The 19,585-nt window shown below is 70.8% G+C and carries 21 protein-coding genes; 11 read left to right on the forward strand and 10 right to left on the reverse strand.

Annotation, left to right across the window (positions count from 1 at the left end):
- Positions 1–89 precede the first annotated feature (89 nt).
- From VMI11_04385 to VMI11_04430, 10 genes are all read right to left on the reverse strand, one after another.
- Positions 90–380 (reverse strand): HypC/HybG/HupF family hydrogenase formation chaperone, encoded by a 291-nt coding sequence (locus tag VMI11_04385; protein HTY71647.1) that lies wholly within the window; start codon positions 378–380, stop codon positions 90–92.
- Between the two features lie 2 nt (positions 381–382).
- Positions 383–2,752: a carbamoyltransferase HypF gene (gene hypF, locus VMI11_04390; protein HTY71648.1), complete on the reverse strand. Its 2,370-nt coding sequence runs from the start codon at positions 2,750–2,752 to the stop codon at positions 383–385.
- Positions 2,749–3,924 carry an NHL repeat-containing protein gene (locus tag VMI11_04395; GenBank protein HTY71649.1) on the reverse strand — a complete coding sequence of 392 codons (1,176 nt, stop codon included), beginning with the start codon at positions 3,922–3,924 and terminating at the stop codon, positions 2,749–2,751. Before VMI11_04395 ends, hypF begins: the two co-directional genes overlap by 4 nt.
- Positions 3,925–3,938: 14 nt before the next feature.
- Positions 3,939–4,655: a Rieske (2Fe-2S) protein gene (locus tag VMI11_04400; GenBank protein HTY71650.1), complete on the reverse strand. Its 717-nt coding sequence runs from the start codon at positions 4,653–4,655 to the stop codon at positions 3,939–3,941.
- Complete coding sequence (locus VMI11_04405) at positions 4,652–5,899, reverse strand: hypothetical protein (GenBank protein HTY71651.1); 1,248 nt, start codon at positions 5,897–5,899, stop codon at positions 4,652–4,654. Before VMI11_04405 ends, VMI11_04400 begins: the two co-directional genes overlap by 4 nt.
- Positions 5,892–6,107 (reverse strand): hypothetical protein, encoded by a 216-nt coding sequence (locus VMI11_04410; protein ID HTY71652.1) that lies wholly within the window; start codon positions 6,105–6,107, stop codon positions 5,892–5,894. The genes VMI11_04405 and VMI11_04410 overlap by 8 nt, the downstream gene beginning before the upstream one ends.
- Complete coding sequence (locus VMI11_04415) at positions 6,104–6,940, reverse strand: hydrogenase maturation protease (protein ID HTY71653.1); 837 nt, start codon at positions 6,938–6,940, stop codon at positions 6,104–6,106. Before VMI11_04415 ends, VMI11_04410 begins: the two co-directional genes overlap by 4 nt.
- Positions 6,941–6,952: 12 nt before the next feature.
- Entirely contained in the window at positions 6,953–8,557 is a 1,605-nt protein-coding gene (locus tag VMI11_04420; protein ID HTY71654.1) for a nickel-dependent hydrogenase large subunit, read from the reverse strand.
- Positions 8,558–8,603: 46 nt separating this feature from the next.
- Positions 8,604–9,575 carry a hydrogenase gene (locus tag VMI11_04425; GenBank protein HTY71655.1) on the reverse strand — a complete coding sequence of 324 codons (972 nt, stop codon included), beginning with the start codon at positions 9,573–9,575 and terminating at the stop codon, positions 8,604–8,606.
- Between the two features lie 66 nt (positions 9,576–9,641).
- The gene (locus VMI11_04430; protein HTY71656.1) at positions 9,642–10,187 is read right to left on the reverse strand and encodes a DUF1641 domain-containing protein; all 546 of its coding nucleotides are present in this window, start codon (positions 10,185–10,187) and stop codon (positions 9,642–9,644) included.
- Positions 10,188–10,429: 242 nt separating this feature from the next.
- Here VMI11_04430 and VMI11_04435 point away from each other — a divergent pair, with 242 nt between their 5' ends.
- The 11 genes from VMI11_04435 (at position 10,430) to VMI11_04485 (ending at position 19,585) form a co-directional block, all read left to right on the forward strand.
- Positions 10,430–11,488 (forward strand): AraC family transcriptional regulator, encoded by a 1,059-nt coding sequence (locus VMI11_04435; protein ID HTY71657.1) that lies wholly within the window; start codon positions 10,430–10,432, stop codon positions 11,486–11,488.
- Between the two features lie 83 nt (positions 11,489–11,571).
- Positions 11,572–11,913 carry a hydrogenase maturation nickel metallochaperone HypA gene (locus VMI11_04440; protein ID HTY71658.1) on the forward strand — a complete coding sequence of 114 codons (342 nt, stop codon included), beginning with the start codon at positions 11,572–11,574 and terminating at the stop codon, positions 11,911–11,913.
- A gap of 5 nt (positions 11,914–11,918) precedes the next feature.
- Entirely contained in the window at positions 11,919–12,728 is an 810-nt protein-coding gene (gene hypB / locus VMI11_04445) for a hydrogenase nickel incorporation protein HypB (protein HTY71659.1), read from the forward strand.
- A gap of 195 nt (positions 12,729–12,923) precedes the next feature.
- Entirely contained in the window at positions 12,924–13,379 is a 456-nt protein-coding gene (locus tag VMI11_04450; protein HTY71660.1) for a DUF6325 family protein, read from the forward strand.
- 52 nt (positions 13,380–13,431) lie between these two features.
- Positions 13,432–13,614, forward strand: coding sequence for a hypothetical protein (locus VMI11_04455; GenBank protein ID HTY71661.1), 183 nt, complete (start codon positions 13,432–13,434; stop codon positions 13,612–13,614).
- Position 13,615: 1 nt separating this feature from the next.
- Complete coding sequence (locus VMI11_04460) at positions 13,616–14,422, forward strand: hypothetical protein (GenBank protein HTY71662.1); 807 nt, start codon at positions 13,616–13,618, stop codon at positions 14,420–14,422.
- Complete coding sequence (locus VMI11_04465; GenBank protein HTY71663.1) at positions 14,419–14,940, forward strand: RDD family protein; 522 nt, start codon at positions 14,419–14,421, stop codon at positions 14,938–14,940. The genes VMI11_04460 and VMI11_04465 overlap by 4 nt, the downstream gene beginning before the upstream one ends.
- A 186-nt stretch (positions 14,941–15,126) precedes the next feature.
- A complete protein-coding gene (locus VMI11_04470; GenBank protein ID HTY71664.1) occupies positions 15,127–16,338 on the forward strand; it encodes an ROK family transcriptional regulator in 1,212 nt (403 codons plus the stop codon).
- Entirely contained in the window at positions 16,338–17,699 is a 1,362-nt protein-coding gene (locus VMI11_04475; protein ID HTY71665.1) for an extracellular solute-binding protein, read from the forward strand. Before VMI11_04470 ends, VMI11_04475 begins: the two co-directional genes overlap by 1 nt.
- A gap of 3 nt (positions 17,700–17,702) precedes the next feature.
- Complete coding sequence (locus VMI11_04480; GenBank protein ID HTY71666.1) at positions 17,703–18,704, forward strand: sugar ABC transporter permease; 1,002 nt, start codon at positions 17,703–17,705, stop codon at positions 18,702–18,704.
- Complete coding sequence (locus tag VMI11_04485) at positions 18,704–19,585, forward strand: carbohydrate ABC transporter permease (protein ID HTY71667.1); 882 nt, start codon at positions 18,704–18,706, stop codon at positions 19,583–19,585. Before VMI11_04480 ends, VMI11_04485 begins: the two co-directional genes overlap by 1 nt.

Genomic DNA, 19,585 nt, shown 5'->3' on the forward strand with positions numbered 1-19,585 from the left:
CATGATCGCCCAGGGTCGGGTGACGGTCTGGTCGATCTCATCCAGCAGGTGACGGGCCAGCACCGGGTCGCGGAACTCGTCGAGGTACTTCACGGCCGCGCCTCCTCTGCGGACTGCGCGCCGACCGCCTCGGCCGGCGGACCGAGCTCCTCGCCCAGCAGGCCGAGGTCGTTGAACAGGGCCAGGGTCTGCAACGCCGAGGCCTCGTCGATCCTGGTCAGCCCGAAGCCGGCGTGCACGATGGTGTAGTCGCCGACCTCGATGTCGGGCAGGTAGGCGAGGCACACATCCTTGCTGACGCCGTCGAAGTCGACCAGCGCCATCCGGGTGCCGCGGTCCTCCCAGATCTCCGTGATGCGTCCCGGGACTCCAAGGCACATGGTCACTCCTTCGCGTCGGTGCGGTCGGTGGCGCCCGTGCGGAGGGCGGCCACGACGGCCTGCCCGAGGGACAGGCCGCCGTCGTTGGCAGGGACCTCGTGGTGGGTCAGCACCTCGAGACCGAGGCGGGCGACCCGCTGCCGCGTGAGCGAGAGCAGCAGGGCGTTCTGGAACACACCGCCGGTGAGCCCGACCAGCTCGATGCCTCGGGGTCGGGCCAGCGTGCGGGCGGCGTCGGCCACGCTGTCGGCCACCGCCTCGTGGAAGGCGAGGGCGAGCCCCGCGACGTCGGCCCCGCACCGCACCTGATCGGCCAACCAGCGCAGGAGGTCGCCCGGGTCCATGGTGGCGTCGGGCAGCACGGTGATCGCGGGACGGCCCGGGACCGGGCTCGCGCCGTAGGCCGCGGCGGCCTCGGCCGCCGCCTCGAGCTCGATGGCGGCCTGGGCCTCGAAGCTGATGCGGTGCCGGACGCCGAGCAGGGAGGCGACCGCGTCGAACAGCCGTCCCATGCTGGACGTCGGGATGCATCCGGTCCCGCGGTCGAGGACCGCCCGGAGCATCGCGCGTTCCTGCTCCTCCGTCGCCGCCACCGGAGGCAGGGTGGCGTCCCAGGCGATGCCGAGCTGGTGGAGCCAGGACAGGGCGACCCGGCACGGGTTGCGCACTGCGGTGTCGCCACCCGCGAGCGGCACCGCCGCGAGCGAACCGACGCGCTCGACGCGGGTGGGGTCGCTCCCCACGACCAGCAGCTCTCCGCCCCAGATGGTGCCGTCCGTGCCGTAGCCCGTCCCGTCGAAGGCGACACCGAGGATGGCTTCGCCCAGGCGGCCGCGTTCGGCGAGGAGCGACACGACGTGAGCGTGGTGGTGCTGGACGTCGACGAGCTCTCGGTCGCCCAGGTGCCGGTGCGCCCACGCGCGCGTGGCGTAGCCGGGATGGGAGTCTGTGGCGACGCGGACCGGGTCGACCTCGTACAGCCGCTGGAGGGAGTCGACGGTCCGTTCGAGCTCGCGCAGGCCCTCCAGACCCGCCATGTCCCCGAGGTGCTGGGACATGAAGGCGTAGCGGCCCCGGGTGAGGCACACGGTGTTCTTGAGCTCGCCACCGGTGGCCAGCACGGGGGCGACGGTGCGACCCAGGTCGACCGGCAGCGGTGCGCACCCGCGGGAGCGGCGTACCGGCATCATCTCGCCGTCGACGACCTGCAGCACCGAGTCGTCGCAGGGGAGATGGATCGGGCGGTCGTGCTCGAGGAAGGCGTCGGCGATCCCGGCCAGCCGCTCGCTGGCCCGCTCGTCGTAGCAGATCGGTTCGTCGGTGAGGTTCCCGCTGGTCATGACGAGGGCCGCGGGGGCCCAGCCGCCGCCGCCCGGAACCGGTCCGAGCAGCAGGTGGTGGACCGGGGTGTACGGGAGCATCAGCCCGATGCGTGGGTTGTTCGGCGCGACGAGACCGCCCAGGGGGCTCTCCGGACGGCGCCGGAGCAAGACGATCGGTCGGACCGCCCCGGCGAGCAGCGCCGCCTCGGTCTCGTCGATGGTCGCGTGGCGGCGTGCGGTCGCCAGGTCGCGGACCATGACCGCGAAGGGTTTGTCGGGGCGCCGCTTGCGCTCGCGCAGCCGTGCGACGGCTCCGTCGTCGTCGGCCAGGCACGCCAGGTGGTAACCGCCGATCCCCTTGACCGCGACGATCCCGCCCTCGCGCAGGACCCGGTGCGCGGCGGCCAGCGCCTCCTCCGATCCCTCGGTACGCCCGCCGGCCGCGTCCACGAACCACAGCGACGGGCCGCAGGCCGGGCAGGCGAGCGGCTGCGCGTGGAAGCGGCGGTCGGCCGGGTCGTCGTACTCGCGCCGGCACCGCTCGCACATCGCGAAGCTCGCCATCGTCGTGCGGGGCCGGTCATAGGGCAGGTCGCGGATGATCGTGAAGCGCGGCCCGCAGTTCGTACACGTGATGAAGGGGTGGCGGTGGCGCCGATCGCCCGGGTCCCCCATCTCGCGCAGACAGTCCTCGCACACGGCGGTGTCGGCGGGCACCAGCGTGGTGGCGGCCTGCCCGCCCCGGCTGGCGACGATCCGGAACCCCTCGCCCGCGTCGCCCAGCGGCGGTACGGGCTCCGCCGCGACCGCGACCACGCGGGCCAGCGGCGGCGCGTCCTCGTGGAGGCGGTCGAGCAGCTCCTCCACCGCGCCCGCGGAGCCCTCGGCCTCGAGGAAGACCGAGGTGGCGTCGTTGCCCACGAAACCGGACAGCCCCAGCTGCGTGGCGACGCGGTGGACGAAGGGTCGGAAGCCCACCCCCTGGACGACCCCCTCGACGCGTGCCCGGACCCGCACGACCGGTTCCACGCCGGTGGCAGCCGGGCTCATGCGCGCCGCCAGAGCATGACCCGATTGTTGCCCGAGTCGGCGACCGCGAGAGCCTCGCCCCGAAGCGAGAGCCCGTACGGCCAGCAGAGGGTGTCGTCCGCCAGGCCGGCCCAGCGGTTCTCGCCGTTCGAGGCGAAGTCCGGCTGGCCGAGGACGACGTCGGCAGGCGCCCCGACGCCGGTGGCGGTCTCGAAGGCGTCCCACACGAGCACGCGGTTGTTGGCGGTGTCGGCGACGGCCAGCCGGCCACCGTCCAGGTCCGCCGCGTACGGGAAGCGCAGCCCGTCCGCGCGCTGCGGCGCGTAGGGCCACTCCGTGGCGGTGGTGAAGTCGGGCTGGCCGAGCACGAGGTCCGCTGGACGGTCCTCGTCGGGCTGTGGCCGCCACCCGAGGAGGCGGTGGTTGCCCGCGTCGGCGACGAGCAGGAGGTTCTCGTCCCCGGTGATGTGGTGCGGCCAGCGGAAGCTGTCCGGCCCGGGCTCGCCGCCACGGTTCTCCTCGCGCCCGTGCTCGTCCGGCTGGCCGAGGACCACGTCGGGCGGGGTCGCGGGGTCGGTCGGCAGGCCGCCGGACCAGCCGAGGACCCGGCGGTTGCCGGTGTCCGCCACATAGAAGCGACGGGCGACCACCGCGACGCCGAAGGGCCAGTACATCGACTCGCGGGAGCACCCGTGTCCGCGGTTCGGCTCCACCGCCTCCAGGTCCGGCTGGCCCAGGACGAGGTCGGGTTCGGCGTACGACGTCCGCGGCACCTCGGAGTAGACGAGGACCCGGTGGTGCCAGGCGTCGGCGACGACCAGGCGCCCGTCGTGGATCAGCACCCCCGTTGGCAGGTTCATGCCGGCGCGGATGCTGCGCCCGCCCGCGGCTGGTCCTTCGCTGGTGGCGTCGGGCTGCCCCAGCACGACGTCGCACGGCTGCTCGTCCCGGTCGGGCAGCCCCCACCACAGGAGCACCCGGTGGTTGCCGGTGTCGGCGACGACGAGGACGTCGGTGTCGCCCACCCGGCCGATGTGCACGCCCCGGGGGGCGTACAGCCAGGACGCGGTCGGGGCCGCCGCCGGCAGCGCGAGTCCGTACGTCGCCGGCGCCCCGACGCGCACCGACGGACACCACCCGCCGCTGCGGTCGCCCTCGGGAGCGTCGGGCCGCGGCAGCGACCCGGCGCTCACGAACGCGACCGTCCTCACGGGTCCGCCCGCACCCACAGGCGCCCGTCCCGGACGCGCACGGCCAGCGGCTCGAGGGTCGCGCCTGGGGCGCTCAGGCACTCTCCGGTGAGCGCGTCGTAGGAGAAGCCGTGCCAGGGGCAGGTCAGAGTGCCGGAGCCCGCGTCGAGCACCGCGTCGTCCAGGGGCAGGGCCTGGTGGGCGCATTGGTTGAGGAAGGCCGCCATCCTGGCGCCGATGCGGACCACGACGACGTCGAGGCGACCTCCCGAGCCGGTCATGACGTCCAACCGGGTGACCGCCCCGTCGGTCACGGCGGTGGCGTCCCCCGCGTCCATCCAGCCGTCGAGTCCGTCGCGCGGCCGGCCGATCGAGGACAGCGGGATCAGCACCGGACCGCTTCGTGTCGGGGGCTCGGGAGCCGGCGTCGTCGCCGGGGCGGTGCGGATGATGCCGTGCAGCGAGAACACCATCCGGACCAGCGGGTCGTCGAGCAGCTCTTGCAGGGCGGCGCGGCCTGCCTCGTCCTGCCGGACCCGGCGGACGATGGTGATGAGCGCTGCCCGATGGACCGCCTCGATGGACTCCCGGACGGCGTCGGCGGTGGCTCGCGCCGCCCCGGTGAGCGTCGAGGCGGCGCGCAGCGCCTCGTCCACCGAGGCCGCGAGCGCCTCCATCGTGGTCTCGGGGGCGACCGCCGTCTCCTCGGCCGGGCGCTCGGCCAGGCTGGTCACGACCCGCCGCCGGTCACCACGGGGTCGTCGCGGACGCTCCGGCGGGCGATCTCGTCCAGCAGGCCACGCACCGACGACGCGGCGTCGTACTCGTGCAGCTCCTCGAAGACGTACCGGCTCTCGACCAGCCGTCCTCGTGCCTCGTCGAACATGCCGAGGTGCGCCAGGGCGTTGCCCTGGTTGGCCAGGGCGCGCGCGTACCCCGCGGGGTCGGCGTCGCGGTCACGAACGCCCAGCACGGCCTCGTAGAGCTCGACGGCCTCGACGAGGTTCTCCCGGGGGTGGGTCGAGGGCGCGTAGACCAAGGCGTTGGCCAGGTTCAGCTGGGTGCTCGACCACTGTGCGGGGTGGGTCTCCGGCTGGTACACGGTGAGCGCGGCGCGCAGCGACCCCACGGCGACCCCGAAGCGCAGCTGGTCGGAGGCCTCGAGCATGGGCATGGTGAGGTACGCCGCCGCGAGGTTGGCGTGGGCAGCGGCGAACAGCTCCGGTGCGTCGTCGGGACCGATCGTCTGCAGGACGCAGTGGTAGTGGTGCACCGCCTCGGACAGCCGGGCCGAACCCTCGGCCGAGCCCTCGTGCAGGAGCGAGCCGAGCTCGAGGTGGAGCTCGGCGAGCGTCAGACCGAGGTCGGTCCCCCTCAGCAGGGCGATGCCCTCCTCCAGGGCTGTGCGGGCCGCGGCCTGATCCCGGGCAGCTCGACGGGCGCTCGCGAGCGCCCCGCAGAGCACCCCCGCCAGGGGCGGGTACGCCTCGCGCACCTCGGTAACCGCGCGGTCGAGCAGCTCGGCCGCGGCGAGGGGGTCGTCTCCCTCGAGCCGCAGCGCGGCAGCAGCAGCCAAGGCCATCGCCGCCAGCTCCGCATCGAGGCCGTCGGGCGACGGCGGGGAGTCGGAGCGGCCGAGAGACACGAGAACGACGTCGACGAGGACGTCCAGGGGGTGTCCGAGGTCGGCCCGCAGCCTCACCGGGTCCCCGTGGTCCGGGTCGAGGACGAAACGGTTGTACCGGCTGAGGGCATCCTCGCCGGCCATCGCGACGATCGCCCCTTCGAGATCCCCGCGCAGGGCCAGCTCGTGCCCGCGCAGGACCGGCGGCCAGGCCGTCGGGAGACGCCCGGCAATCAGCGCGTCGTAGGCCGCCTCGGCCGCCACGTCGGGGGGCAGCAGGAGGTAGCCGAACGGGAGCGGGAACGCCCCCACCGGCAACGGTCGGCGCGGCGTCTCGCGAGCCTGCTCAGCCATTGATCGGCCCGCTGATGTCACGCTCGGCTCCCCGCTTGATGTACCCGGCACTGATCCGGGCCAACCGCTCGGTGCGATAGGTCTGGATGCGGCGGCGCACGACGCCGTCGTCGAAGATGACGATGATGTCCACCGCCCACTGGCCCCGCTCGGGGACCACCTCCACCTCCACGCCGATGGCACCCATGACCACCTCGCCCGCCGTCACCCGGCTGCGTCCCTGCTGATCACGAGCGCTCCCTGGTCCTCGTCCCAGCGCGCAGCCCTGCGGCCCTCGGGGACCTCGCCGTGCAGGGCCTCGGTCACCAGGAGGCACCGGTCGCCTGCCGCGGTTCGCTGCTTGAGCATCAGACCTCCGGCGCCGGGCCCGCGCAAGGGCACCAGGACGATCTGGTCGTCACGGGCCTGGACGACGGCGTGGCCGCCGGGGACGTAGCGAGCCGCGGTGGACGCGTCGAGGCGCAGGTAGCCGTCCGCGAACTCGACGTCGATGGAGTCCTCCGCGGGGCGGTCCTCGGGGGTGGACGGGGCAGCGGCGAAGGCCGGTTCGTCGCGGATGAGGCCGAGCACCTCGTGCATGGCTTTCTCCACCTCGGGGCCGAGCTCGGCGCCCGGCTCGAAGCTGGTGGCCTCGATGAGGAAGACCGTCACGTCGTCCGGGTAGTCCTCGCCCAGCAGCCATCGCGCGAAGGCGAGCGCGTTGTCCCAGCGGAAGGAGTGCGTGTGCAGCTCGGTCAGCGGCGGGAGGTCCTCCACAGCGGGACCCGGGACGCGAAACACCGTCCCCGCGGCGGCCCCGGTCCGGCAGGCGTCGACGATGACGACCCGGGCCGCGCCGCGCATCTGGAAGGCGACGTCCATCCCGGCGGTCCCGCCGTCGACGAGGCGCACCGAGCCGGGCACCCCCCCGTCCCACAGGTGGCGGACGAGGATCGGGCCGACGCCGTCGTCGCCCCGGAGCAGGTTGCCGCATCCGACGACGAGCAGATCGCACGTGGGCACCGACGACGCGGCGTCCACGTGCTCGGCTGCTCCCGCCACAGGGCGCCTCGGTCAGACGGCGCCGTTGATGACGAACTTGCTCAGCTCGCGTCCTCGGCGGTCATAGGCGTGGACGGTGCAGACCAGGCAGGAGTCGAAGCTGCGGGCGACGTGTCCCAGCTCGACCGGGTCGGAGGCGTCGACGATGGGGGAACCGACCATGGCCTGCTCGATCGGCCCGAGGTTCTCGGCGGCGTCGCGGGGGCCGATGTTCCATGCGGTGGGCGTGACCACCTGGTAGTTCGCGATCTTGCCGTCCTCGATCACGATCCAGTCCGACAGCGACCCGCGCGCGGCCTCGGTCGAGCCGAATCCCCTGCCCTCGAGGTGCTCGACCGGCTTGGTGTAGAAGCTCTCGTGCAGGTCGAGCTGGTCGAGCCACTGCCGCACCCATCGGTAGTACTTCGGTGCCTCGTGCATGCGAGCGAGCTGGCGGGTCAGCACCGACGGCCCGATCTTCTGGAGCATGTCGAGGAACAGCGGGTCGTCGTCCTGGTGGGCCCCGGCGCCCGGTGCCGCGGCGGCGACCCGCCGGGCCAGCGGCCCGGCCTCCAGGGGGACGTACCCGAGGTCCGGCACGTCGTAGCGAGGTGACTTGGCGAAGCTGTACTTACCCTGCTCGCGCCCGACCTTGGGGTCGATCGGCTTCGTCTCCCCCTCGAAGGGGTGCCGGGCCTGCGTCCCTTCGTAGAAGGAGTGCGCGACGTCCTCACGCACCCGCGCCTGGTCGAACTCGGCGAAGCGACCCCCTGCGTAGATGCCGGAGCGGTTGATCAGCGCCGCGTTCCGGCCCTCGATGGTCGGGTTCTCGTACAGGGACGGCTCGAAGTACGTGCCGGTCGCGATGTAGTTCCCGACGCCGGCGCCGTACTTGTCCAGTCCGATGTCCAGGCAGTAGCGGATGAAGAAGCCGCAGTCGCTGTCGTGCTGCGCCTCGTTCTCGTCGACCCAGGCGAGGACGTCCTCCCAGGTGCGGTTCTCCAGCCAGCGGTCGATCGAGCAGCCCAGCCAGTACTTCTCCAGCCAGTTGTCCTTCCAGTGCTCGAGGATCGCGATCGAGCGGGTCACGTCGGACAGGGTCGGGGCGCACATGACGCCGCCAGGAACCATGAACGAGGAGTGCGGCCACTGACCGCCGAAGATGGCGTACACCTCGACCGGCTTCGCCGAGAGCACGACCCCGGGGCCGTAGCTGCTGCCGACGTACGGCGCGAAGCGGCGGACCGCCTCGTCGTACAGCGGCGACTTGGCGTAGTTCTTGTTGGTCAGGTCGATCGCGAACAGCGCGTAGAAGTAGCGCGGGATGCTCTGCAGCGTCTCGCAGGCCTGGGCGATGTTGCGAACCAGAGTCGCGTTCGGCGGAAGGTGCGTCTTCCATGCCGTGTCGAGGGCGTACGCCGACTTGTACAGGTGGCTGCCGCCGCAGATCCCGCAGATCCTCGGCGTCACGATCAGCCCCGCCTGGGGGTCCTTGCCGCGCAGGATGATCTCGAAGCCGCGGAACATCGCGGCCTCGGTCCACGCCGAGGTCACGACACCGTCCTCGATCGTGACGCGCACGTCGAGGTCACCCTCGACCCTGCCCAGCGGGCTGACGAACAGGTCGACCGCGGTCATCGGGTTTCCTTCCGGTTCGGTTCCGGGCGGGCGTGGGCCGCACGGGTCAGACGACGAACAGGTCCTCCTTGGACCACTGCGGGGCCGCGATCCTGGCGGCGGTTGCGTGGGCCATGTAGGTGAGGTGGTCGGTTCCTTCGGGGACCTCCCGTGGGACGACTCCGCTGACCTTCTGGGTCTTGAACACGGTGCCGGGGGCCAGGTCGAAGAACGGGAACTCGGGTTCGGTGCACCCCGTGCACGGCATGCCGGCACGCGTCTTTGAGGACTGGCGGTTCCAGAGGATGCGGTTGCACGGGGAGTGGGTCATCGGCCCGCGGCAGCCGAACTCGTAGAACAGGCAGCCGGTCCGTGTGCCCTCGCCGAAGGCGAGGGTCGGCTGCTTGTACTCGAAGAACTGCACGCGCGTGCAGCCGGTCTGAGTGAAGGTCTTGAAGAACGTCTGTGGCCGGTGCAGCTCGTCGAGGGCGATGTCGCCCGCCCGGCCGGTCGCGAGCGCCACCAGGATCTGGGTGATCCAGTCGGGGTGTGCGGGGCACCCGGGGACGTTGATGACAGGCAGGCCCATCTTGGACCGGAAGTCCGGTCCAAGGAAGCCGCCCTTCTCGCGCTTGAGGAACTGCAGGCCGGTCGAGTCGGTGGGGTTGGGGTCCATCGCGGGGATCCCACCCCAGCAGGCACAGTCACCGATGGCCACGACCACGCTGGCGGCGGCCGCGAGCTCGGTGACCCATTCCTTCATCGGGCGGTCGGCGAACATGTCGTAGCGTCCCGACCCGTCGGGCCCCTCCATCACGGTGCCCTCGAACACGAAGATGTCCAGGGGTCGCTCACCGCGTGCGCAGGCGTGGAAGAGCTTCTGCGCGTTGTCGCCCAGCTCGAGACCGAGGGAGGGGTGCCAGAGCAGCTCCAGCCCGAAGTCGGTGATCAGGTCGACGACGTTCGGCTCGTCGGCGTTGAGGAACGACATCGTGTTACCGCTGCAGGCGCCACCCTGGAACCACAGCACTGACGACATCTCATGTCCTTTCGGCGCGGTCTGGCGGTCGTGGTCGGGCGCGCTGTGCAGCGCGGGCGGGACGGGTCAGATGGGGGGAGAGGTCTTCAGCTCCTGGCCGAAGGCCTTGGCGACGGAGACGAGGAAGCCCAAGCCGCGGGAGACGTCGTCGTCCTTCAGCACCTTCATCAGCGACAGCACGCCGCTCACGCGAGGTTGCTGGGTCTCGGCCTGCTCGGCGCCGCGCACCAGGGCGCGCCCGCCCATCCCCGCGATGCCGATGACCCTGGGGTCGCCGAGGTCGGAACGCAGGAGCAGGTCGATCGTCGGGAGCAGGTCGAGCAGGGCCGGCGTGAGCTTCGCCAACCCCTGGGTGAGTTCGACCACCTGCTCGGCGGTGGGCATCCCGCGGCCGCTCTCCATGCCGCGCAGGTCATCGACCCCTTGGGAGAGCGACTCGGTGATCGTGTCCCCGCGCTGCAGCAGTCCGTCGAGGGCCACGGCGAACAGCGCCAGGAGATCGACGTGATCGAGGAGGGTGTTGAGCGACCGGGAGACGTCCGGGTCGTCGAGCCGGGCGACCAGCGCCTCGACGCGGTCGGGCTCCACCGAGGGTTCGAGGACTGAGACCACAGGCTCCTCCGACCGGTCGTCGTCGTCGTTGGTTGCGCCAGATGGTTCGGATAGCGACCCCGAACGCCCTCGCCGGGGCATCGACCCAATCCCACGTGGTTGCCCGGACACTAGGGACCAAAGCCTCTTGGGCCTATCGCCGATGCGACGGTCTGATCACATTCGCGAAACATGTCGGTCACGAGAGCGAACCAGCGAGCCTAGGCTGACATCCAGCCGATGGAGGGTGGTGAGGGAGCGCGGTGAGCCGCCTGTCCCGGCTGGGCTTCATCGACACCCACCGCACGGAGCAGCCCGTGCGCCGCAGGGTGCGCTCCCGAGGGGTGCCGCCAGCGCTGGAGGACCACGAGGTCTTCTACACCGAGGACCCGGCACAGGCGAGCCGCCTGGTCGGGCAGGCGCTGGCCCCCAACACGCTGACAGTGGGCGCCATCGGCGCCAGTGGGTTCGCCGCCAGCCTGCACGGGATCAGGTTCCGCGACATCAGCCTGCTCTACCTCGACCTGCACGTCCCCGTGGACCTCGACGTCAGCCACTGCGGCGCCTACTACGCGGTCCACGCCCCCATGAACGGTCGTGCCGTCGGGATGACGAACGGGCGGGAGTTCGAGGCCAACCCGATCCAGTCCCTGGTGACCAACCCGGGTGACTCCGTACGCATGCGCATGGACCACGACTCCCCGCAGCTCATCGTCCGGATCGAGCAGGACGCCATCGAGCGCTACCTGACGCGGCTTGTCGGCCGGACCCTCGACCACCCTCTGGTCTTCGAGCCGGTCATCAACCTCACCGACGACAGCGCGATGCGCTGGAACGGGGCGATCCAGCTGCTGCACTCGGAGGTCTTCTACCCGGGCTCGCTCGTGCACCAGGGCCTCGGCATCGGCCCGCTGGAGGAGTTCGTGATGAGCGCGCTCCTGATCATGCAGCCCTCGAGCTTCAGCGAGCTGCTGCGCAGGGCGCCGGGGAGCCCGGGTCGGCGGGTCGTCCGCCGTGCCCTCGACTACATGGAGCACCACCTGTCGGAACCGATCGCCATGGAGGAGCTCGCCACGCACTGCGGAGCGAGCGTGCGGACGATCCAGCTGGGCTTCCGCGACGAACTCGGGACCACACCGATGGCCTACCTTCGCGACCGACGCCTCGAGCGGGCTCGTGAGGAGCTCCTCGACGCGGATGCGTCGGAGGGAGTGACGGTGACGAGCGTCGCGTCCCACTGGGGCTTCCACCATCTCGGCAGCTTCGCCGGGCTCTACCGCAAGCGCTGGGGGGAGTCACCGTCGGAGACGCTGCACAGCTGACGGCAGACGACCATGCGACAGTCGGGCCGGACCGTGGGTAGCGTGTGGGCCGCTCGACGGGCATCGCAAGGGAGGAGGCCCGCGTGCACGAGCTGTCGATCTGCGGCTCCATCGCCGACATCGTTCGCCGCAGCGCCGAGGGGCGCCGGGTGGAGACGGTCCACATCAGGGTCGGGCGACTCCGGCAGGTCGTCCCGGACACCCTCGTCTACTGCTGGTCGCTCGTCGTCGCCGACTCCCCCCTCGAAGCGTCGGTGCTCGAGGTCGAGAGCGTCCCGGTGCGCATCCAGTGCCGGGCGTGCGAGACGCTCACCGAGCTGGACGACCTGCCGATCCTCGAATGCCGCGCGTGCGGGTCGGCCGACGTCATCCTGGTCAACGGCGAGGAGTTCCTCGTCACCTCCCTCGAGCTCGCGGAGGTATAGCGCCCATGGGCCGCTTCCACGTCCACCCCGACGGCGTCGCGCATGACCACGACGACGAGCACGAGCACGACCACGAGCACGACCACGACCAGGTCCGGACCGACGTCGGTGACCACTCCGGGTACGAGACCGGGCGCGAGCGGGTCGTGGTCCTGGAACGCATCCTGGACGAGAACGACCGCACCGCAGCTGCCAACCGGACCGACTTCCGCGACGCCAGCGTCTGCGCCGTCAACGTCATGTCCTCACCCGGGGCCGGCAAGACGACCGTCCTGCGGCGCACGCTGCAGCAGCTGCAGGGTCAGGTTCGGGTCGGCGTCGTCGAGGGCGACATCGAGACCAGCATCGACGCCGACCGGCTCAGCGGGCTGGGTGCCGCCATCGCCTTGGTCAACACCGGTAACGGCTTCGGTGGGGAGTGTCACCTGGACGCGCCCATGGTCCGGTCGGCGCTCGCCCGGCTACCCCTCGCGGACCTGGACCTCGTCCTCGTCGAGAACGTCGGGAACCTGGTGTGCCCGGCCGAGTTCGACGTCGGGGAGCATGCGCGTGCGATGGTCTTCTCGGTGACCGAGGGCGAGGACAAGCCCCTCAAGTACCCGGTCATGTTCCGGTCGGCGGACCTCGTCCTCGTGAACAAGGTCGATCTGCTGCCCCACCTGGACTTCGACCTCGACGCCTTCCTCGGCAACCTTCGGGCGGTGAACCCGTCGGCCACTGTCCTGCTGGTGAGCGCGCGGACGGGGGAGGGGCTGGACGACTGGGTCGACTGGCTGCGGGCCCGCGTCGCCGACTGGGCGGCCGAACCCGCGTGAACCGCACCCGGCTGCGTGGGCCGGGCACCTGACGTCGAGGCCGAGGTCGAAGAGATCACTCGTCTCCAACGCCGGGCGGGCGCATGGGCGAGGGCCCCACGGGTCCGGCAGGCGTCGGCAGCCCGAGTCTCCCGGCGCCGCGACGCGGAGTACGGCAGACTCGGGGCCGAAGCAGGGAATGTCGAGGAGGTCACCGTGGCCGAAGTGCCCGTCACCGGAGCGGTCGAGGTGGCCGTCGTCGATTTCCCCGGCAGCAGGTTCAACGGCCGCATCGCCCCGGCCCTCGGGTCGCTGGTCGAGTCGGGCATCGTGCGGGTCATCGACCTCGCCTTCGTCTCACGAGACGCTGACGGGACCGTCGACGCCTTCGAGCTCGGGGAGCTCGGCGAGGGCGACGACGCGCGCGCCTTCCTCGACGTCGAGGGTGCCGCCGGTGGCCTCCTCAGCGTCGAGGACCTCGCCAAGGTCGGGCAGCTGCTGGACCCGGGCAGCTCGGCCGTGGTCATCGTCTGGGAGAACGTCTGGGCGCGACCCCTCGTCACCGCGATCGAGGACGCCGGTGGTCGGCTGCTCCTGCACGATCGGATCGACGCCGGGAGCGTCCAGCGCGCGCTCGAGGCCATCGAAGCGGAGGAGCCGGCCTCCGAGTGAGGCTGCCCGGGCGGACATCAGGAGAGGCGGACATGAGGAGAGGGGAGACACGATGCTGCTGAGACCGGTGGTCCGTGATGGCAAGCCGGGCCTGCTGGGCAACGTGTACGGCATGACGATCGTGACCGGTTCGGCGCAGGCTGCGTACGCCCCGTCGGGACACGTCTACGCGCCGCTGCCATCGCAGGCATCGCCGCCTCCGCCTCAGCCGTCTCAGCGCCCGGCGTCGGCCTGACGTGGACGAGCGGACCGAGTTCCGCAAGGACCCCGGCCGCTCGCCCTACGGTGACGCCGGGACGGCCTCGGGTGAGCTCGTGCCCGCGCGACGCGGTCCGGTGCCAAACCCCGCGCTGGTGGCTGCCGCCCACGTCGCCCTCGGGGCGACGACGCTCGCGGCCGGCGGCGTCGGCGCGGTCGTCCGACGTACGAGTGAGCTCGCCCGGCCCATCACCCGCGTCGCCCTCCGCCCACCGCTCCTGCCCAGGCCGCTCCAGCCGGTCAGCTGGCTCGCGGCGCTCGCCAACCGCGGCGCCCACCAGCAAGTGGTCGCCCTCGAGCAGGTCGGCGGACTGCTGGACGCCCTGGTACCGATGATTGCGGCCGAGGTGCTCTGCCGGCTGGACCTGACGAGCATCGTCCTCGAGCAGGTGGACCTGGACGCGATCGTGGCGGCGGTCGACATCGAGGCGGTGATCCGCCGCCTCGACTTGACGAGCATCGTCCTCGAGCAGGTCGACCTCGACGCGATCGTCGCCCACGTGGACCTCGACCCGATCATTGCGCGCCTCGACCTGCCGGCGATCGCGACCCAGGTCATCGACGAGATCGACCTGCCCGAGATCATCCGCGAGTCCACGGGGTCGGTGGCGTCGGAGACGATGCGCGGAGTCCGGCTCCAGAGCATCGCCGGCGACGAGGCGCTCGGCCGTGCCGTCGACCGCCTGCTGCTGCGCCGACGGCAACGGCACACCGAGGCGCGAGGGCTCGACCGCCTCTTCCGGGGCGAGGACCAGGATGACACGCGACCGCCGGAGGAGAAGTGAGCGAGCCGCAGGTCTCCCCCATCCCACGGGAGGCACGCGCCTACCAGGGACACCGTGCCGGCCTGATCACCCGACTCTTCGCTGCGACCATCGACCTGGTCGTCGTCGTGGTGATCATGTTCTCGATATACCTCGGGCTGAACGGCTTCCGCTTCATGCTCAACCCTCGCACCTTCGAGTTCAGCCCGATCTCCTTCGTGCGGAGCCTCCTGCTCGGCTCAGGCGTCGCCGTCTTGTACCTGGCGGGCGGATGGATGGCCAGCGGGCGGACCTACGGCTGCCACGTCATGGGCCTGCGGGTGGTGAACTTCCGTGGCCGGCGGATCCCACCGGTCACCGCCCTGATCCGCGCGGCGTTCTGCGTGTATTTCCCGATCGGCCTGGTGTGGTGTGCGGCCAGCCGCGCGAACCGGTCGCTGCAGGATGTCGTGCTGCGTACGTCGGTGATCTACGACTGGAGTCCCCTCCCGCCCTGGGGACCGGGCCATCCGGACGCAGTCGCTCTACCTCCTGACTGAAGGGTCAGCATCGCGAAACCTTCGGGGCTGCCGCTTCGTTGTGAAGCAGGCGGGCCTCGTCGGGTCGTGGTCTCGATCAGGCAACGATTCCTTGACGCCTGCCGGGGCGGCGCGTACGGTCCGTCCTATCTTCCGTAAAGTTTCCTAATAGAAGGTGGACGTGGCGAACCGTACCGAGGCGTCTCGATGACCCAGCGCTTCCCCGCCGGGCCGCAGAGCATGCTGCGCGCGATCAACTCGCGCGCGGTGCTGGAGATCATCGCGGTGGAGGGCCCGCTCACCCGTACCGAGCTCGCCGGACGCACCGGCCTGTCCAAGCCGTCGATCTCGGCCATGCTCGCCGCGCTCCTCGACCGCGGGGCCGTCCAGGAGGTCGGCCAGGTCAGCGGTCGCAAGGGTCCGGCCGCCGTCCTCTACCAGGTGGCGCCCGACTGCGCCTGGTCGGTGGGCATCGACATCGGGCACGACCGGTTGCGGGTCGCCGTCGCCGACGTGACCGGCACCGTCCGTGCGAGCCAGACGGCGGACGTCCGACGTACCCGCGCAGGTCTCGTGCGCCAGGTGCGCAACTGCACCGCGGCGGTGCTCGGGCAGGTCGGCCTGGGCGTCGCCGACGTCGACCAGGTCGTCGTCGGCGTCCCGGGCGTCGTCGGTCCCGACGGACGGGAGCTCAGCTACGCCGACGCCCTCCCCGACGACGGGGCGGGGCTCGGGGAGGCCCTCGACGCCGCCTTCCCCGCTCCCGTCGTGCTGGAGAACGACGTGAACCTCGCTGCCCTTGCCGAGCACTCGCTCGGGAAGGGCGTCGACGTGGACGACTTCGTGCTGCTCAGCCTCGGCGTCGGTATCGGTCTCGGGGTCGTGGTGCACGGCCGATTGCACCGCGGGGCCTCCGGCGCGGCGGGTGAGGTCGGCTACCTGCCGCACTTCCAGCCCACCGTCCGGGTGGCCGCCCCGCCGCTCACGCGCGACCCGCTGGAGCCCTATGTCGGGGCCCGGGCCGTGGTCGCGCTCGGCCAGGAGGCCGGTCTCGGCGCGGACCTCACGGCGCGCCAGGTCTTCGACCTGGCGCGCGCCGGTAACGAGGTCGCGACCGGCGTGGTCGAGGAGACCGCGCGCGCGCTGGCCTACGTCGTCGCCTGCGTGGCTCCCGTCGTCGACCCGGCGCGCGTCGTGCTCGGCGGTGCGATCGGCTCGAACGGCGACCTGCTCCTCGAACCCGTAGCCCGCCATCTGAGCGAGCTGTCGCCGTTTCACCCCGCTCTCGTCAGCTCCGACCTGGGAGCCGACGCCGTCCTGCTCGGCGCCACCGCAATGGCCACCGAGCTCGCCCGTGACTCCGCCTTCGCGGCGCTCACGAGCACCTCACCGACACCACTACTGCTGCAGGAGTCATGATGCGCCGTACCTCGCTCGTCCCCGTCGGGCTGCTCGCCGCGGGGGCCGCCGTGCTGGTCGCCGGCTGCACCTCCTCCGGCCCGGGGAGCCCGACGGCGAGCGGCCCGGTCAGCGCGATCGCGTCCAATGCGTCGCACGCGCCGACCACGATCACCGTGTGGTCCTTCAACACGCTGCCGCACGAGGTGGCCGCCTTCAAGGAGTCTCTGGCGAACCTGCACGCGACCTATCCCTGGCTCACGGTGAAGTTCGTCCCGGGCAAGGACGACGCCGCGTTCGCGAAGGCGGTGGCCGCGGGCAGCCCGCCGGACGTCTTCGTGTCCGCGGACCCCGACAACGTCGCGAAGTTCTGCTACAACGGAACGGTAACCCCGCTCGACCCGTACCTGCAGGCGGCGAAGATCGACGTCCCGAAGACCTTCCCGGCCGCGACCCTGGTCTACACGCAGTACCAGGGCAAGCAGTGCGCGCTCCCGCTGCTGGCGGACGCCTACGCACTCTTCTACAACAAGAAGATGTTCGCGGCCGCTGGGATCACGACCCCGCCGAAGACGATGTCCGAGCTGACCGCGGACGCCAAGAAGCTCACCGTGAAGAACGCCGACGGATCCATCAAGACGTTCGGCTTCGTGCCCCGCTCGGACTACAACAACAACAGCTCGGTCTACGTCGGGTCGCAGAGCGGGACCAAGTACTACGACAGTGCGGGGAAGGCCACGTTCGCGTCGGATCCGAAGTGGGCGCAGCTCCTGCAGTGGGACAAGAGCCTGATCGACTACTACGGCTCCGGCAACGTCCAGAAGTTCGTGGGGGCGTACAACAGCCACAGCGACGACGCCAAGAACGCCCTGCTCACTGGCGCGGACGCGATGGAGGTGGATGGCGAGTGGCATGTCGGTGAGATCGCCGACGAGGACCCGAGCTTCGACTACGGGGTAGCTCCGGTCCCGGTGCTCGACGCCGTCGCGAGCACGTACGGCGTCGGGACCACCGTTGGCACCGTCGCGTACATCCCCGCCGGCTCCAAGCACAAGGACGAGGCGTTCTTCGCACTGCAGCAGCTGACCACGGACACGACATTCCTCAACAAGCTGGCCGACACCGTCTACAACATCCCGAGCACCTTCGACGCGCTCGCGGCGTGGGACAAGGCCAGCGACCCGCACTGGAGCCCCCTCGTCAAGATCTTCCAGAACCCGGGGTCGTACTACAAGCAGCTGACCCCAGCCGGTGCCGAGGACGCCAACACCTTCGGGACCTTCATCCAGACCTACGAGTCTGGCAAGGTGTCGAACCTGCAGAGCGGGCTGGCGACGACGGCGGCGAAGGTGGACCAGGTCAACCAGCAGGCGAAGGGCTGAGCCATGAGCGTCGTCACGACGCTGACGACGTCGGTCGAGGGCGGAGAGAACGGCGCCTCCGGGGGTGGCCGGCGGCGGCGGAGGAACCCGACGAAGGCCAGCCCCTGGGTGACCCTCGCGATGATCTCGCCGTTCGTGATCGGTCTGGCGGCGTTCGTCGTCTACCCGGTGGCCGCGACCTTCTACTACTCGCTGACCAACTTCCAGGAAGGTTCCTACCGGCCCGTGCACTTCGTGGGTCTGCAGAACTACGTCACGCTGCTGACCCAGTCGGACACGTTCTGGGTGGCCGTCCGCAACACGCTGTGGATGGTCCTCATCATGGTTCCGCTGCGCACCCTGTTCGCGATCTTCGCCGCCTGGGTGCTCAGCCGCATGAGGCGAAGCGTGGGTGTCTACCGAACTCTGTTCTTCGTCCCCGCCATCGTCCCCGTCGTGGGGGCGGCGCTCGCCTTCGTCGTCATGCTGAACCCGGAGGGACCGGTCAACGCGCTGCTGGCGCACTTCGGGATTTCCGGACCGGGCTGGTTCACCGACCCCAAGTGGTCGAAGCCGAGCCTGCTGATCATGGCGCTGTGGGCCTGTGGAGACGTCATCGTCATCTTCTCCGCCGCGATGCTCGATGTGCCGCGCGAGCTCTATGAGGCGGCCGACCTTGACGGCGTCAACGCCTGGCAGCGGTTCCGGCACGTCACGCTGCCGTTCCTGTCACCTGTGGTCGTCTTCGCGATCGTCACCGGGATGATCTACACCTTCCAGTACTTCACCGAGGCCTTCGTCGCGTCCGGCTCTGCGAGCTCGATCCAGTCGAGCTCCGACCTCCTCGGCTACCCCGCCCAGAGCCTGCTCTTCTACTCCACGGACATCTACCAGCAGGGCTTCGTCTACTTCAAGACCGGGTACGCCTCCGCGATGGCGTGGATGCTCTTCGTCGTCATCTTCCTGTGCACGCTGGGCTTCCTGAAGCTGTCGAGGCGCTGGGTCTACGCGGCGGGTGAGTCCTGATGGCCGACGTCGCGGTGGACCGCAGGTCGTACGTGCGAGCGCCGAGGGGCAACCGCACGCGCGCGTTCCTGTACACCGTCGCCGACCACGCCCTCGCGATCGCCCTCGCCCTTGGCTTCTTGCTGCCGCTCTCGGTCTGCCTGCTCACGGCGTTCATGACCCAGCAGCAGGCGGGAACCGGAAAGCTGTGGCCCTCGCCATGGCACTTCGGGAACTTCGGCGAGGTCTTCACGGCCATGCCCTTCGCCCGTGACCTCTGGAACACCGTGCTGTACGCCGGCCTGAGCACCCTCGGCGTGGTCATCTCCTCGGTACCCGTCGCGTACGCCCTCGCGCGGATGAGGTGGCGCGGGCGCGAGGCCTTCTTCCTCGTCGTTCTCGCGACGATGATGATCCCCGACCAGGTGACCAGCCTGCCTCTCTACGTCCTGTTCGCTCGGCTGGGCTGGGTCGGGACGCTGAAGCCGCTCATCGTGCCGTCCTTCTTCGGCGACGCGTTCAGCATCTTCCTGCTGCGGCAGTTCTTCCTCACGTTGCCGCAGGAGACGATCGAGGCGGCCCGCGTCGATGGGGCAGGGGAGTTCCGGATCCTCGCCAAGGTCGTGGTGCCGATGGCGCGCCCCGCGATCGCGGCGGTGGCCCTGTTCTCCTTCATGTACGCCTGGAACGACTTCTACAACCCTCTGCTCTACACGGGGAACAGCACGACCAGCCAGACCCTCGCCGTCGGTCTGACCACCTTGGCCAAGAGCGCCCACCAGGCGGCCTTCCAGCTGCAGATGGCGGCGTCCTTGATGTTCCTGCTCCCCGTCCTCGTGATCTTCCTGTGCGCGCAACGGGTCTTCGTCGAGGGCATCGCCATGACCGGGAGCAAGGGATGA

The organism is Actinomycetes bacterium (genome assembly GCA_035506535.1).
Lineage (GTDB): Bacteria > Actinomycetota > Actinomycetes > DATJPE01 > DATJPE01 > DATJPE01.